The sequence below is a fragment of the Mycobacterium sp. IS-1264 genome (assembly GCF_001954195.1).
In the GTDB taxonomy this organism is placed as follows: Bacteria; Actinomycetota; Actinomycetes; order Mycobacteriales; family Mycobacteriaceae; genus Mycobacterium.
In genome coordinates this window covers 47,584-61,518 of record NZ_MBES01000064.1, presented here as the reverse complement: position 1 = coordinate 61,518, position 13,935 = coordinate 47,584, and the positions used below count along the sequence as shown (strand labels likewise).

16 protein-coding genes are annotated in these 13,935 nt (G+C 65.1%); 7 read left to right on the top strand and 9 right to left on the bottom strand.

Annotation, left to right across the window (positions count from 1 at the left end; translation table 11 throughout):
* Positions 1-145: 145 nt before the first annotated feature.
* Positions 146-631, top strand: a complete 486-nt coding sequence (locus tag A5744_RS14555) for a polyketide cyclase (protein ID WP_076062128.1) — start codon at positions 146-148, stop codon at positions 629-631.
* Here A5744_RS14555 and A5744_RS14550 read toward each other — a convergent pair.
* Complete coding sequence (locus A5744_RS14550; protein WP_346425765.1) at positions 619-1,059, bottom strand: flavin reductase family protein; 441 nt, start codon at positions 1,057-1,059, stop codon at positions 619-621. The two genes, A5744_RS14555 and A5744_RS14550, sit on opposite strands and share 13 nt — an antisense overlap.
* A gap of 55 nt (positions 1,060-1,114) precedes the next feature.
* The gene (locus tag A5744_RS14545; protein ID WP_076062124.1) at positions 1,115-2,263 is read right to left on the bottom strand and encodes an FAD-dependent oxidoreductase; all 1,149 of its coding nucleotides are present in this window, start codon (positions 2,261-2,263) and stop codon (positions 1,115-1,117) included.
* A 99-nt stretch (positions 2,264-2,362) separates the two neighbouring features.
* Between A5744_RS14545 and A5744_RS14540 the strand changes: the two genes are divergently transcribed.
* Positions 2,363-3,175 (top strand): C39 family peptidase, encoded by an 813-nt coding sequence (locus tag A5744_RS14540; RefSeq protein ID WP_083679299.1) that lies wholly within the window; start codon positions 2,363-2,365, stop codon positions 3,173-3,175.
* Between the two features lie 98 nt (positions 3,176-3,273).
* On the top strand, positions 3,274-4,119 hold the full coding sequence (locus A5744_RS14535) for a hypothetical protein (protein ID WP_076062232.1): 846 nt from the start codon (positions 3,274-3,276) through the stop codon (positions 4,117-4,119).
* 1 nt (position 4,120) lies between these two features.
* Here the strand turns inward: A5744_RS14535 and A5744_RS14530 are convergent, their stop codons facing one another.
* Together A5744_RS14530 and A5744_RS14525 are read right to left on the bottom strand one after the other, a co-directional pair.
* Positions 4,121-4,555, bottom strand: coding sequence for a hypothetical protein (locus A5744_RS14530; protein ID WP_076062122.1), 435 nt, complete (start codon positions 4,553-4,555; stop codon positions 4,121-4,123).
* On the bottom strand, positions 4,552-5,424 hold the full coding sequence (locus A5744_RS14525; RefSeq protein ID WP_076062120.1) for an NYN domain-containing protein: 873 nt from the start codon (positions 5,422-5,424) through the stop codon (positions 4,552-4,554). Before A5744_RS14525 ends, A5744_RS14530 begins: the two co-directional genes overlap by 4 nt.
* Positions 5,425-5,535: 111 nt before the next feature.
* Between A5744_RS14525 and A5744_RS14520 the strand changes: the two genes are divergently transcribed.
* Positions 5,536-6,225, top strand: coding sequence for a PadR family transcriptional regulator (locus A5744_RS14520; protein WP_076062118.1), 690 nt, complete (start codon positions 5,536-5,538; stop codon positions 6,223-6,225).
* A 93-nt stretch (positions 6,226-6,318) separates the two neighbouring features.
* Positions 6,319-7,593, top strand: coding sequence for an amidohydrolase family protein (locus tag A5744_RS14515; protein ID WP_076062116.1), 1,275 nt, complete (start codon positions 6,319-6,321; stop codon positions 7,591-7,593).
* 8 nt (positions 7,594-7,601) lie between these two features.
* Here A5744_RS14515 and A5744_RS14510 read toward each other — a convergent pair whose 3' ends face one another.
* Entirely contained in the window at positions 7,602-9,299 is a 1,698-nt protein-coding gene (locus tag A5744_RS14510; RefSeq protein ID WP_076062114.1) for a 3-ketosteroid-delta-1-dehydrogenase, read from the bottom strand.
* Positions 9,300-9,401: 102 nt separating this feature from the next.
* Here A5744_RS14510 and A5744_RS14505 point away from each other — a divergent pair, with 102 nt between their 5' ends.
* Both A5744_RS14505 and A5744_RS25055 read left to right on the top strand, forming a co-directional pair.
* The gene (locus tag A5744_RS14505) at positions 9,402-10,538 is read left to right on the top strand and encodes a Rieske 2Fe-2S domain-containing protein (protein WP_076062231.1); all 1,137 of its coding nucleotides are present in this window, start codon (positions 9,402-9,404) and stop codon (positions 10,536-10,538) included.
* The gene (locus A5744_RS25055; protein WP_076062112.1) at positions 10,538-10,837 is read left to right on the top strand and encodes a ferredoxin; all 300 of its coding nucleotides are present in this window, start codon (positions 10,538-10,540) and stop codon (positions 10,835-10,837) included. Before A5744_RS14505 ends, A5744_RS25055 begins: the two co-directional genes overlap by 1 nt.
* Before the next feature lies 1 nt (position 10,838).
* Here the strand turns inward: A5744_RS25055 and A5744_RS14495 are convergent, their stop codons facing one another.
* Genes A5744_RS14495 through A5744_RS14480 form a run of 4 tightly spaced genes read right to left on the bottom strand, consistent with a single transcriptional unit; the run spans position 10,839 to position 13,907 of the window.
* Complete coding sequence (locus A5744_RS14495; protein WP_076062229.1) at positions 10,839-11,447, bottom strand: PaaI family thioesterase; 609 nt, start codon at positions 11,445-11,447, stop codon at positions 10,839-10,841.
* The gene (locus A5744_RS14490; protein ID WP_139329653.1) at positions 11,444-12,013 is read right to left on the bottom strand and encodes a hypothetical protein; all 570 of its coding nucleotides are present in this window, start codon (positions 12,011-12,013) and stop codon (positions 11,444-11,446) included. The genes A5744_RS14495 and A5744_RS14490 overlap by 4 nt, the downstream gene beginning before the upstream one ends.
* Before the next feature lie 18 nt (positions 12,014-12,031).
* A complete protein-coding gene (locus tag A5744_RS14485; protein ID WP_076062108.1) occupies positions 12,032-12,817 on the bottom strand; it encodes an SDR family oxidoreductase in 786 nt (261 codons plus the stop codon).
* A gap of 13 nt (positions 12,818-12,830) precedes the next feature.
* Positions 12,831-13,907 carry a hypothetical protein gene (locus A5744_RS14480; RefSeq protein ID WP_076062106.1) on the bottom strand — a complete coding sequence of 359 codons (1,077 nt, stop codon included), beginning with the start codon at positions 13,905-13,907 and terminating at the stop codon, positions 12,831-12,833.
* Between the last annotated feature and the right edge of the window lie 28 nt (positions 13,908-13,935).

Below are 13,935 nucleotides of genomic sequence, written 5' to 3'. Positions count from 1 at the left end.
CGTTCGTGCCACGTTAATCGCAAGTTAATGTGATTTTTCCAGCGCCAACCGTATACCCACTGCCGCACACCCGATCTGGTCGAGTTCCCCCGGCGAATAGCCGTAAAGTGATTGACCATCTCATCTTCGGGGGTTGCGGGGAATCATGACCGAACGCATCGAGATCGATCGCATCATCCCGGCCACGGCGCCCGACATCTTCGCGCTGCTGTGTGACCCGCAGGGGCACGTCGCGATCGACTCATCGGGGATGCTGCAGGACGCCGAAGGCGACCCGGTGGCGGCCGTCGGCGACACCTTCGTGGTCCACATGGACCGCGAAGCGCTGAACGACTTCCCGCAGTTCGGCAAATACGACGTCACCGTCAGCATCACCGAGTTCGAGCGGGATCGGCTCATCGCGTGGACGGTGCTGGGCCAGATCAAGCCACCCATCGGCCACGTCTACGGCTACCGGCTCCAGCCGGCCGACGACGGGACGGGCACCGTGGTCACCGCGTTTTACGACTGGTCGAACATCGATCAGAAGTGGCGCGACGCCGGAATCTTCCCGGTGTTGTCCGAGGGCGCGCTACGGGCGACGCTGGGCATTCTCGATCGCACGGTGCGCCGCGGTTATCAGGCCTCGTGACCCGGTGGTAAGTGCTGAACGTCGCTGAAGGACACCCACCGCTCGAGTTCGTGCGGAGGGCTGCCGTCAACTGGTTGCAGCAGGTGCCCGACGTGGTCGCCCAAAGAGAAACGATCGAGGATCTCGCCGACGAACCAGGCGGCCGCCTCGTCGAGGATGGGCATCTGCGCGGGACCGTGATGCCAGGAACAGCGGTCGAACTTCTTGACCTTGTCGCCCGTTTGACTGCCGAACAGTTCGACCACGTCGAGATGCGCGCGGTCGAACACGTGCACCGCCAGGTGGGTGGCTTCCGTGGCCACCCGGAACGTGTGGTTCTGCGTTGACAGACCGACCAGAAACCGGGGCGGATGGATGCTGGCCTGACTTGCGAAGCCCACCAGACATCCGGCCGCGACGCCATCGGCTTGCGTGGTGACGACGAACATCGGATAGTTCAGCAGCGCAACCAATTTCTCGAACGCTTGCGTCCCAACCACGCGCTCAGTGTTCCCGCTCGGACCGCACCGGAATCGCATGGTTGTTTTCGCGCACGCCTCGATACATGCCCCAGCGAACGATCCACGGCATCACCACCCGATCGACCGACCATGACGGGAAGCGGAATGCATTGCCGGTGGGGAAGAACACCTCCAGTCCGTTGGGCTGGATACCGAACAGCGATCCCCACCGCCGCCCGGGCGTCCGGAAGGTGCGCAGCTTTCGACCGGTGAATTCGGCGCGGATGTTGTGGGCCACCAAGGCATCCCCACGATTGCGGGCGGAGCTGCGCAGCGGGTCGGTGGCCGCGACGTCGCCGACCGCGAAGACGCCCCGGTGGCCGGGCACGCGCAGGTCGGGTGTCACCCGCACGAAGCCGTGTTCGTCGAGCAGTTCCGCCGGCAGCCAGGCGGTGTTGGGTTGAACCCGGCCTATCGCCCACAGCACCGCGTCGGCGCGAGCCGGGGATTGTCCCGTGCTCCAGCTGACCGGTTCGCCGGTGATCTCGTCGCCCGCGAATCCCTCCGGGATCACGGCGCGGTGCCCGGGGTGCACGCCCACGCCGAGGTCGGTCAGCCTGCCTCGGATGCGCTGCCAAATCCCCGGGTGGTACGCGACCAACGCGCGCTCTCCAGGAAAATAGAGGTCAATCCGCTTGGCGGGCCACGTGGTTGCCATGTTGGCGGCACTGCTGACCGCGGCCGCGCCGCCGCCCACGATGATCACCGAGTTGGCCGCCGCCAGCCGATCGTGTGCGGCGCGCAGGCCGGCGCCGATCTCAGCGGCCGACTGCAGTGTCGGCTGCCGCCAGAAGCCGTTGGCGACTCCGGTCGAGATGACCAGCGCGTCGTATGGCTCCGTGATGGTGGTGCCATCGTCGCGCCGCCCACGGACCGTTCGGGCGGCCAGGTCTACGCCCGTCAGCGTTGCGTGAACGGTCCGGACCCCGTCCAGCCGGCGGAATCTGTCGAACGGAATCCAGTAGTCGCGGGCCCAGTCGTGGGGACGGGCCAGGCGTACGCCGAGTTCCTGGCCGCTGACCAACGCTGGTTTGACCGAGATCCCGACGACGTCGGCGTGGCCGGCCAGGCGGATCGCGGTCAGCAGACCAACGTCTCCCAATCCCGCTACGACGACGCGTTTACGGTTCACGCCGTATCACGTAGGAATCCATGGGAGCCTCCTTACGCGAAGTCGGCAAACTGTAACACGTTCTAGCAGCGTGCACGGCCGGCAAAACGATGGTTCACTATGCCCATCAGCAAAACGGATGCCCGGACCCTCATCGCGACACGCGGTGCCGCGGTGGTCGTTTGCCTCGCCATCGCCACCGTCGCCGCCCTCGCAGCGTGCGCCTCGGGCACGTCCTCGACCTCGTCGTCCACCAGCGCCGCACCGTCCCTTGCCACCAGCAACGCGGCGTCCCCGGCTGCCGAGGGAGCGCCCAGCAACTCGCCGTCGACCCCGCAGCCGACCATCGGCCCTGGCGTGTACGGCGACCCGGGTGCGGCGGTGAAGTTTTGGCGCGCGCAGTCAAAGGAAGACAACTGTGGGCTGATGGCGGTGTCTTACATCGTCGGTGAGCGCACCGGTAACCAGCCGAGCGAGCAAGAGATGATCACGCTGGCGCAGAGCACGCCGTCGAGCGTCAACCCGGGGACGATGATCTATGCGGCCTCGAACGATCCGAGCCATGAGGGCGCCAATGGCGGTGTCTCCGTTGAGGATTTGGTCGTGCTGCTTGACCACTTCGGCATCAAATCGGCGATGACCTATGGCGACCAGACCAGTATGGAGCAGCTGCAGCAGTATCTCGGTGGCGGCCGCAAGGTCATCGCCTGGGTGAATTCCACGATCATCGGCGACCAAACCGGAAACAGCACCGACCAGCGCACCAAGGCCGATCACTACGTCGAAATCACCGCGATCGACACGAACAAGGAAATCGTTCACCTCAGCGACCCCGGCGTCGATCACGCCGACGAGCAAATCCCCGTCGCCACGTTCACGAGCGCATGGCAGACAGGGCAGGACACGATCGTCGCCACCTCGCCGCCCGCCTGAGCGCGCCGCGGCGCCGGTGCCCGGACGCTACGGTGGAGCGGATGTCGGAGTCGAGTAGGCCCAAACGCCAACCCGTGCGCGGCGCGCTGCGCGCCTCGATGAGTGCATCGCCCGCCCATCGCGTCGCCGCCGAACGGGCCGCCGAAGACCTCGGCAAGGGTCCATGGTCGGCGTTGCGGTCCGAGGTTCGCTGGGCGTTCACCCCGCCGCGCATCTGGCTGTCCGGGGTACTGGCCAACCTGTTGCTCGCCGTGGCGTGGTTGGTGGTGCAGCACCTGACCGCACCCACGCACCACCACACCCACTCCCACTACCATCACGCCGGTTTTTACCATCACCATCACTTCGACTGGGTGGTCCTGATCAGCACCTACTTCGCCTCGTTCGTGCTGGCCGACGTCACCACGACCAACCTGCTCGGCGCCGACCACCACCGCGTCGCAAAGGGTTTGTCGGACGGGGTGTCATTTTGGCGGGTGCTGCTGATCAAGAACCTGGCCCTGATTGTGATCGTGGGCCTGCCGACATTGGCGATGGCGATGGCGTTGACATTGTGGAAGCAAACGCCGGCGCAACTGGCAGTCACGATTCCCAATGTTGCGGTGCCCATCATCACCTGGTTGGGCGTGGGCAATCTGATCTCCGTGCTGTTCCCGGTGGGCGCCGAGCCGTTGCTGCAGCGGTGGGAGGATCGCCGCGACTGGCGGCGCACCGGCGCCTGGATTTTCGCGCTGGCGCTGCCGTATGCGGTGTACTACCTCGCCGACCCGATGGGCGGAATCGAACACAAAGTGTTGTGGACACAGGTCCCCGCGGCGATCGGGCCGGTGTTCGGGCGCGACACCAAAAGCTTCGTGCATCTCGGCATCGCCCTGGCGGTCTGGGCGGCGGGAACCGTGTTGGCCGTGCTGTGGGTCCGCAAGCGCGGACTGCACATCAGGTGAGTCAGCCCGCGGGCGTGATTCCCGAGCTGGAGATCGTGAAGCCGCGGCCCGACGCGACCGTGCACGTGATTCCGCTGACCTCCGACCGGCAGCTGAACGGGCCGATGCCGGCGGTTTGGCCGTAGGGGAGCGTTGCCTGGCCCAATCCTGGGTTGCCCAAACAGGTTTCACCCGTGCAGACCGTGAACGCGCCGGTGGGATCCATGCGCACGGAGTGGTGCGGCGACATGGTCTGGCAATAGGCCTCGTCGGGCATGCCGGCACCGCGTTGGTAATCGATCTCGCAGCTGATGTTGTGCGACGGGGAATAGAAGGCGCACACGTCGGCTAAACAGATCGGGTCGTCGGCGGCGGCAGCGGGGATTCCCGCACAGCAGCCCGTCGCGACGATCCCGGCGAGCGTGATCTTCACTGCGGTAGGCGTGATGTTGCTCATGCGGTGTCGGTGTGCAGCCGCACCATGCGCGTCGTGCTGCTCTCGTCGAGGTCGACGAGATCGCTTCGCGAGCGCAGGAAGTCGCTGAATGACTTGAACCCCAAGGACTTCTCGCTGAACGACGGGTCCATCCGTTTCATCTGGGCCTTGACCGCCGAGTTATGCAGCCAGTCGGCGTCGTCCTTCTCCTGGCCGATGCGCAGCGCGCGCTCGAGCAGTCCGGTGGCGGCGGCTTGCGGGTCGGCGGGCGCCGGTTCGTCGTCGGGCTCGGACGCGTTGGTCTTTCGGCCGCGCCTGCCGTTCTTCGGGGCCGACGCGGCGACGGTCGGTATCCCGGGGAGCGCGTCGTAGGTGACGAACTCGTCGCACGCGGCGGCCAGCGAGCGGCTGCTGGCGCCCGCCACGCCGATGCCGACGACGTAGCGGCCCAGGCGTTTGCAGCGCTGGGCGAGGGCGATGTAGTCCGAGTCGCCGCCGACGATGACCACGTGGGTCAGGTCGGGAAGCCGGAACATGTCTTCCACGGCGTCGACGGCCAGCCGGATGTCGGCGCCGTTCTTGCCGTAGGCGGCGGCGGGGAACAGTTGGACCAGATCGACCGCGCGGCCCACGAGCTGGCCGTGGTAGGCGGCGTTGACGTCGGCGGACCAGTCCGCGTACGCGCGGGTGAGCACGAGAGTGCCGAACGACGAGGCGAAGTCGATCACCGCGCCGATGTCGACGGCCGCGAGCTCGAGACGCTCCTTGTCCAGCCCTTTGGCTTTGTCGCGCTGAAATGAGTTGCGCCCGTGCACCTGGTCGTACCGCGAGATCACGATGTTGTCGAAGTCGAGGTAGACCGCAACGCGGGTGGGGCCGGAGTCGGTCATGGTGCCAGCGAACCATACGGATCAACTTGGGTGAAGCCGCCATCATCGCTGGTGTCCCGGCCAGCGGTCAGTGTCGCGCAAAGTTCCGTTCTGTGTTGTTAACCTGGCGGCGTGGACTCCGAGACGGATCCTGCCAGCGAGAACCCGACGAAGGCGGCACTCGCCGCTACCAGTTGGGCACTGCTGGGCATGATGTCCTACGAGGAGGAAGTCTCTGGCTATGACCTCAAAAAGTGGATCGATTGGAGCGTCGACCTCTATTACTGGAGCCCGTCGTACAGCCAGATCTACACAGAGTTAAAGAAGCTGGAGGGCCTGGGACTGGTGACATCCCGCGTCGAACGCGACGAGGGTACCCGCAGCCGTCGGCTCTACAAGATCACCCCGGCCGGGATGGAAGCCGTCACCGACTGGACCAACGACGCGCCCGTGGACCCGCCGGTGCTCAAGCACAGCGTGTTGCTGCGGGTGACGTTCGGGCATCTCAGTAACCCAGCTCGGCTCAAGGAGTTGCTGCAGGAGCACGTGGCGTACGCGGAATCCCGGCATCGCAAAGCGATCGAGGATGCCGAGGGGGCCGAGGCGGAGCCCGCCTGGGCGTATTCGGTGATCGCCTTGCGTTGGGCGGCGAAATACTATGCGGCAGAGCGTGAGTTCGCACTGGAACTGATGAAGGACATCGACGAGGCCGACGCCATCATCGCGAAGGCCGCAAAGGGTGGTTTCGGAAGACCCCGCCCTACGCCTGGCTACTGGCGTGAGGTCGAGAAGCAGGTCGAGGCCAAGCGCGCGGCGGACTAGCCGATCGAAGTGTCCCGCTCACTGAGATGAACCCTCGCTAGCTGTTCGGCCGGCCCGGAACCTAGCGAGTACATTTGCAACAACGGAGGACCGATGGCTGCAAGCTGGGACACGATCGATCGCTACCTCGTCATCTCTACGGACACCCACGCCGGGGCGGATCTCCATGACTACAGGCAGTATCTGCCCGCCCGCTTGCACGACGAGTTTGATGCCTGGGCCAAGGAATACGTAAGCCCCTTCGACGACCTGATCATCGCAACTGCAGACCGAAACTGGGATCACGATCTCCGGATCGCCGAGATGGACGCCGACGGGGTAGCCGCCGAGGTGCTATTACCGAACACGGTCCCGCCGTTCTTTCCGACCACTCCCAACATCACCATCAGCCTGCCCCGGACCCGCGACGATCTCGAGAAGCGGTGGGCCGGAGTGCAGGCCCACAACCGCTGGCAGATCGACTTCTGTTCGCTGGCCCCGGACCGTCGCCGCGGGTTGATTCAGATCTTCCCCAACGATGTCGAGCTGGCTTTGGAGGAGATCCGCTGGGGAGCGGAGCAGGACTGTTTCGGCGGCGTGCTCATCCCGCCAGTATCGCCCGGCGACCCTCAGGTGGCCCCGCTCTTCCATACCCGCTACGAGCCGATCTGGGCACTGTGCACCGAGCTGGACCTGACAGTGGTGCAGCATGCGGGAGCCGGTAGCCCCGAGATGCCGATGGACCAGCCAGCGTCTAACGCCGTCTTGATCACCGAGATGGCGCTATGGGCCCAACGCACGCTTGGCCACCTGATCCTGGCCGGGGTTTTCGAGCGGTACCCGACGCTGCGGTTCGTGCCGACAGAGCAGGGCACGTTGTGGGTTCCTCCGCAACTGGCGATGCTCGACGCCATGGTGCCCACCATGAAATCCGAGGCTCACAACCGCACCTACGGGATGTTCGGCGGGTCGTCGGTCGACGCACTGACCATGACCCCGAGCGAATACGCCAAGCGCAACTGCTACCTGGCCAGCGAGCTGGCCCCGTTTGACTCCGCGATGATCGACTTCATGGGGGCTGACCACATCATGTGGGGCAGCGACTATCCCCACGAGGAGGGCTTCGCGCCCCAGTCCAAGCTGGCCATCCGCTGGGCGTTGCACGACAGGTCCGAGGACGACTGCCGAAAGATCCTGGGCGGCAACGCGGGACGCCTCTACCGCTTCGACCTCGACGCGCTGGTACAGGTTGCCGCCAAGATCGGTCCGACCGTCAACGAGGTGCACTCGCCGCTGGAGGACACCGGCTACCGTGCGCCGGCCGCGTTCGGGTACCGGCCGTTCGAAGGCGGGCTGGCCCTGAAGCGTCTGGCCCCGGAGCGCAATTAGCAGTACAACTATCCGGCGGCGTCCCGGGCTGCGATGTAGCCGTATACCAGCCCCTGCGCGATGGTTGCGCCCGCGCCTGGATAGGTCGTGCCGAACGCATTGGCTGCGGTGTTGCCGATCGCATACAGCCCGGCGATGACGCCGCCGTCCTCGCGCAGCACCCGCGCGCGCTCGTCTGCTCTCAGGCCGCCGCAGGTACCCAGATCGGACAGCACCATCTTCACGGCGTAGAACGGGCCTTTGATCAACGGACGCAGGTTGGGGTTCGGCTTGATCGTCGGGTCGCCGTAGTAGCGGTCGTAGGCGCTGCGGCCCCGACCGAAGTCGGGATCCGCACCGGCAGCGGCGTTTTGGTTGAAGCGAGTCATCGTCTGGAAGAATTCCGATACCGACACACCCATCTGCTCGCCCAAGGCGCTGAAGTTGTCGGCGCGCACCGCGATGCCGGCGTCGTACCACGCCTGCGGAATCCGCATCCGCGGAAAGAGCACGGCACCAAAGACATAACTGTTGCGGTATTGCTGATCGAAGATGATCCACATCGTTTCGACCGGGCTTCCGGTCCGTTCCAACTCGAGCAACCGCTGGCCGAAGGACATGTAATCCGCCGACTCGTTGGCGAATCGGTGGCCGTTCTGGTCCACGATCAGACAGCCCGGCAGTGACCGCTCGGCCAGCATCACGGCGGGTGCCTTACCGGGCAGCGGCGCGACGGCGGGGAACCACCATGCCTGATCCATCAGATCGAGGTCCGCGCCCAATTCTTGTCCCGCCCGGATCCCGTCGCCGGTGTTGGTGTTCGCGCCCAGGCTCACGTTGGCGCCCAACGACTCCGACTGGAATTTCCACCGCATATCCATGGCGTGGTCGAAACCACCGGTAGCCAGCACCACGCCACGCCGGGCGGTGATGGTCACCTCGCGTCCGTCATGGTCCACGACAGCGCCGGTCACGCGGTCGCCGTCACCGGTGAGACGCAGCAGCGCGGTGTCGGTCCACACGGCGATACCGGCGCCCAGCACACCCGCGAACAGCCCGGCCATCAGGCCCTGGCCGCCGGCGGCATAACGCCGGCCGAGCAGCCGCCCGCCGACGCCTTGCGTCAGTCGCTTGCCGAACGTCGGAATGCCCTTGTGCGGTACGCGTGCAACCAGGTTCATCCAGCGGTAGTCGGCGCCCGTCGTGGGAATCGGGACACTCGATTCCATCACGCCGGGCTGTAGCCGGGCGCGGTACTCGCCGAGAACCGAGGTATCGAAGGGGCGGCATTCGCAGGTGCGGCCTGCCGCGCTGCCGCCGGGCTCCTCGGGGTGGTAGTCGGAGTAGTCCCGAGCCCAAAACAGTCGTAGGGGGGTCGTTCGGCGCAGCATTTCGACCGTTGCGGACACGTGCGCTAAAAACTCGGACGAACGCTGCCGGGACGCCGATCCTGCGACCACCGAATCCAGGTAGGCACTGGCGCGCTCCGTGGTGTCGTCGGCGCCGGCCTCCCGCAGCACGGGGCAGGCGGGGAGCCAGAGAGCACCACCGGACCGCGCCGTCGAGCCACCCACGTAGCAGGACTTTTCCACGATCAGAACGGACAGCCCGAGTTCATGGGCCGCCAGCGCTGCGGCCATGCCCGTGCCTGAGCCGACAATTAAGAGATCGACGGTTGTGTCGGCCACCGGAAGTCCCGCAGGGATGGTCGTGCCGTGCGCAGTCACGGGGAGAACGGTAGGCCGGGGCGGCGCGACGCAGGAAGAGCCGTCCTGATGAGTGGAACAAGCGGCTGCCACGGGTCGGGCCGGGGGAGTTAGATCATGGCGATGACGTCGCAGACTGAGGCCGACCCGGTTCGGCTTATTGAAGCGCAGGCCGCGCCGACCCGGTTCGCCCGCGGCTGGCACTGCCTGGGCCTGATCAGAAATTTCGGTGACGGCAAGCCGCACGCGATCAACGCGTTCGGCCACAAGCTTGTCGTCTTCCGGGGCGGCGACGGCAAGATCAGTGTGCTCGATGGTTACTGCCGGCACATGGGCGGTGATCTCTCGCAGGGCGAGGTCAAGGGCAACGAGATCGCGTGTCCGTTCCACGACTGGCGTTGGGGCGGCGACGGCCGCTGCAAGCAGGTGCCCTACAGCAGGCGCGCACCAAAACTGGCCCGCACACAAGCGTGGACCACGCTTGAGCAGGACGGCATGTTGTTCGTCTGGAACGACCCCGAGCGCAAACCGCCGCCGCCGGAAGTCGCCATCCCGCGCATCGAGGGCGCCACCAGCGACGACTGGACCGACTGGCACTGGTACACCACGGTCGTGCATAGCAACTGTCGCGAAATCATCGACAACGTAGTGGATATGGCGCACTTCTTCTACATCCACGGCTCGTTGCCCACGCATTTCAAGAACATCTTCGAGGGGCACGTGGCGACGCAGTACATGAACGGCGGGAGCCGACCCGATCTGGGGAGCGCCGAAGGGGCGCAGATGCTTGGTACCACCTCCGTTGCGTCCTACTACGGCCCGTCCTTCATGATCGACGACCTGACCTATCACTATCAGCACGGCGATGCCAAGACGATCCTGATCAATTGTCATTATCCGATTGACTCGAATTCTTTTGTGCTGCAATACGGCATCATCGTGAAGAAAACGGACACGTTGCCCGGCGATCAGGCCACGGAGGCGGCGATCAGTCTCGGCGACTTCGTGAAGCTGGGCTTCGAGCAGGATGTTGAGATCTGGCGGCACAAGGCGCGCATCGACAACCCGCTGCTGGTCGAGGAGGACGGCCCGGTTTACCAGCTGCGGCGTTGGTATCAGCAGTTCTACGTCGACGTCGCCGATGTGCAACCAGATATGGTGGACCGCTTCGAGTTTGAGCTGGACACCACCCGACCCTACGAGGCATGGATGAAAGAGATCGAGGCCAACATGGCGGCGCAGGGAGCCGGTTCGATCTGATGAGGCTTGATCCGTCTGTCCAGCACGACAATCGCCTCGACGAAATGCCAATGATGCCAGTCGTGTGCCGCAGTTGCGGCGCGCGCGTGTCGGCCCGCAAGAGCAGTTGGAACCAGACCAGTGTGCAGTGGAACGCCGAGGCGACGGCGCGTTGCGCCGAGCGTGCCGAAGCTCAGAAGATATCTGCGCACGGCCATGGTGTGTTCCTGGCGTGCTTAGCGCTAAGTGAGTCGATAACCGAGGCGGTGCGACACGGCGACTTAGCTATCGTGGATGAAATAGCAAGGGTGTCACTGTAATTTACGGCGCTGGCGGGGATTGCGACCCGTCCACGCCCTTGTGTTCTCGTGGCGTGATGAATACGCCCTCGGCTTCCACCGAGACGCCGTCGACGTTACGGAGTTGCCCGACCGCATATGTTTTGGTGCCATCGATCCGCTCCATCCGCGCCTCGGCTCGCAACGCACCTAGCCGGGTGGGGCGCAGATAGCGCACCGTGAGGGTGCCCGTGTAGGCGGGTTTACCCGGTTGGTGTGCCGTCGCGCCCAGGACATGGTCCAGGATGAGAGCGCACATCCCGCCGTGCACGTGGCCCGGCGGCCCCTCGTAGCCGGCGCCAAGGTGCACGTCGGCATGAACGCCGCCCGCCTCGTCGTGCTGGATGACTAGGGGCGGAGCGATCGGGTTACGCAGCCCGACGGCCACATTGCCCCAAACCACGTTTTCACCGTCGGGGTTGGTGCGCACACCGAACGATCCAGGCATGAGGCGCGTGCTCAGCAGCTCGACGGTTTGCTCGACCAGAGCCAAGGCCTGCGCCACGGTGCCTTCGTCGGCCTCGCTGCGAATGGTGACGTCAATGAGCCGTCGCACCGACGCCGTCAGTCGTTCGTGGAGGGCGTCAGTCATGTGCGCCACCGTTCATCGCCGTCGCACAGCAGCGTCTCGATCGGATCGACTGAGTCGCAAGGGCTGCCGGCCGCCGCAAGCGCATAGCCCTTGAACACCCGCGCCGCCGGGCTTAGCACGTGTTGGACCGTGGCCATCGTGCGATTGACCCCGCTGGGCCACCCCTCACCCCACAGCGCCACTTCGGTCGGCTGGTGGTCCAGGGCTTCGAACACTGTGTCGCGGATGCGAACATCCCCGGTGAGGACCTCAGCGCTGACCGCCAAGCTGTGCCCCGGCATACGGCTCGCCGTCGAGACCAACTCCAACGCGGATTTCGTGTTGAGGTCCAAAGCCTGCAGCCCGAGGATTCGTAGCGGTCGGGTATCGCAGCCGCGCGCTATCAACACCGACACCGACCAACCCGCCCTGGCCCGGTCAAACAGCCAACCTCCGGCGGACTGCACGACGTCGGCGGCGCCGGCGGCAAACACGTCAAGTCGATATCGCAAATACTCGTCATCAGCGCGGGTTGCTCGCTCGGTTGCGATCCCGCCGGTCCGGCTGATGTGAATACTCGTGACCATCAGTTCCCTACTTGGTCCTCAGGCGTGCGCGCCGCCGTCGATCCGGATCTCGGTGCCCGTGATGAACGCACCGTCGTCGGAAGCCACCATGGCGATCACCGACGCGACGGAGCTCGGGTCGCCGAGGATGTCGTCGGCTCTCCCGTGCAGCAACGGTGTCTGCTTGGCCCACAAGCCGATGTCGTAGCCGGCGGGCATCTTGTCCAATGTGCTCACCGCCAGCGCGGTGGCGACGCCGCCCGGTTGGATGTTGACGGCGCGCAGCCCCTGTTTGGAGTATTCAAGAGCTAAGGAATGCGTCAGCGACAACACTCCACCCTTGCTGGCGGCATAGGCGGCCATGTAGGGGTGCGCGAAAGACGCTGCGGTGGAGGTGAAGTTGACGACCACACCGCGGCCGGATTCCAGCAGGGCCGGCAACGCCTGGCGGATCATTAGGAACGTGCCGGTCAAGTTCACCGCCAACGTGCGGTTCCAATCGTCCAGCGTGTGCTCATGCGTGTTGGCACAGCGCTGAATGGCAGCGGCGTTGACCAGAACGTCGAGGCCGCCCAGATCGTCGACGGCACGGCTGACCGCGCCGACGACCGTGTCTTCGGCTGACACATCGACTATCTCGGTGCTCAGCCGTTTGGCCGTGCCTGCCGTCTCTGCCGCCGCAGTGGTTATGGCCAGGCCGTCAGGCGAAACGTCATATCCCACGACGGTGCCGCCCTCGTCGAGCAGTCGCAGCGTGGTGGCCTGCCCGATGCCCGAGCCCGCGCCGGTGATGATGATTCTGCGGCCGTCGAATCGATCTAGCATGCAGGACCTTTCGTTACGCCGGCTGGAAGGCGCTAAGCGGCGCCTCGTGCGGATAGTTCGACGGACCGCCGAGGTCGTAGGCCGCGTTCAGGGTGCGGATGAACTCCGGGTCGTGTAGCGGGTCGTCCGGCATGGCAAGTTTTATGCCCCGCGCATTGACATCCTTGACCATGATGTCGATGGCCCGCTCGGGGGTCAGGTCGTCCGAGCCCTCCATGTTCTTCTTTAGCTCGTCGAAATCCGAGAACACCTCTGCCGACCAGTGCACCAGGAACCGCAGTTCGTCGGTGTGGTGGCGCGCGATCACGTCGCCGCCGTTCTTCAGCAACCAATGGTCGCGGTCCTCGGGATCACCGGTGAAAACCGTGTCGAACGCCAAGCCGGCCGGAACCTGTTGATCGAGTGGCCCGTTCGCCTCGCCGCGATGCACCATCATCTCGTTCTGTACGACCACGCCGCGGTTGTTGATTGGCGGCAGGACTCGCTGCGGCGGCTGCAGCGGACCGTTTGGCCAATAGGTGAAGCCGCTGCCGGCATCCAACGAAAACCAGGTAATTACCTGCGCCATTTTGATCAGGTAATCCTGGAAGAGGCCCGATTTGCCCATGACGCTGGTGAGCCATGTCGGCGCGTTCTCGTATCGCACGCCGCGGAAGCTCGGTGAATCCAGATGCCCCGGATCGCGATTGGCACATGGGCCGTTGATGTTGAACAGCATCAGCTGCGGCTTGGCGTATTGCGCGTTCCAATAGCTCTTGGCCATCTCCAGGAACCGCGCGTTGTAGAAACAATCGTGCAGTTGCGGGTAGAGCACCGCGCCATAGTTGGCGAGGTAGCCGCGGAAGGTGGGCGTGATGAACAGGTCCAGCGACGGCTCGAAGCCTTCGGGGAAGGCGCCGCTCATCGTGGCGATCAGTTCCTCGGGGGACGCGAAGTGTTGCGCAATGATCAACTTCCACGGGCCCTCCGTACGCACGACATCGAGCAGGCGTTCGCGTTGGTCTTCGGTGTAGACGTTGTCGATCTCGCGAGGGGGTGCCGCTGGCCGCAACACGTCGGAAAGCTCCATCCGTCGCTCGTCGCTGAGCATCAGCTGTCTCCTTCTGCCAATTCTGCGT

Bases quoted from the DNA above. Each gene is read 5' to 3' on its own strand.
- A5744_RS14555 (WP_076062128.1), top strand. From the start codon at position 146: ATGACCGAACGCATCGAGATCGATCGCATCATCCCGGCCACGGCGCCC.
- A5744_RS14550 (WP_346425765.1), bottom strand. From the start codon at position 1,059: ATGTTCGTCGTCACCACGCAAGCCGATGGCGTCGCGGCCGGATGTCTG.
- A5744_RS14540 (WP_083679299.1), top strand. From the start codon at position 2,363: ATGCCCATCAGCAAAACGGATGCCCGGACCCTCATCGCGACACGCGGT.
- A5744_RS14535 (WP_076062232.1), top strand. From the start codon at position 3,274: ATGAGTGCATCGCCCGCCCATCGCGTCGCCGCCGAACGGGCCGCCGAA.
- A5744_RS14530 (WP_076062122.1), bottom strand. From the start codon at position 4,555: ATGAGCAACATCACGCCTACCGCAGTGAAGATCACGCTCGCCGGGATC.
- A5744_RS14525 (WP_076062120.1), bottom strand. From the start codon at position 5,424: ATGACCGACTCCGGCCCCACCCGCGTTGCGGTCTACCTCGACTTCGAC.
- A5744_RS14515 (WP_076062116.1), top strand. From the start codon at position 6,319: ATGGCTGCAAGCTGGGACACGATCGATCGCTACCTCGTCATCTCTACG.
- A5744_RS14505 (WP_076062231.1), top strand. From the start codon at position 9,402: ATGACGTCGCAGACTGAGGCCGACCCGGTTCGGCTTATTGAAGCGCAG.
- A5744_RS25055 (WP_076062112.1), top strand. From the start codon at position 10,538: ATGAGGCTTGATCCGTCTGTCCAGCACGACAATCGCCTCGACGAAATG.
- A5744_RS14495 (WP_076062229.1), bottom strand. From the start codon at position 11,447: ATGACTGACGCCCTCCACGAACGACTGACGGCGTCGGTGCGACGGCTC.
- A5744_RS14490 (WP_139329653.1), bottom strand. From the start codon at position 12,013: ATGGTCACGAGTATTCACATCAGCCGGACCGGCGGGATCGCAACCGAG.
- A5744_RS14485 (WP_076062108.1), bottom strand. From the start codon at position 12,817: ATGCTAGATCGATTCGACGGCCGCAGAATCATCATCACCGGCGCGGGC.
- A5744_RS14480 (WP_076062106.1), bottom strand. From the start codon at position 13,907: ATGCTCAGCGACGAGCGACGGATGGAGCTTTCCGACGTGTTGCGGCCA.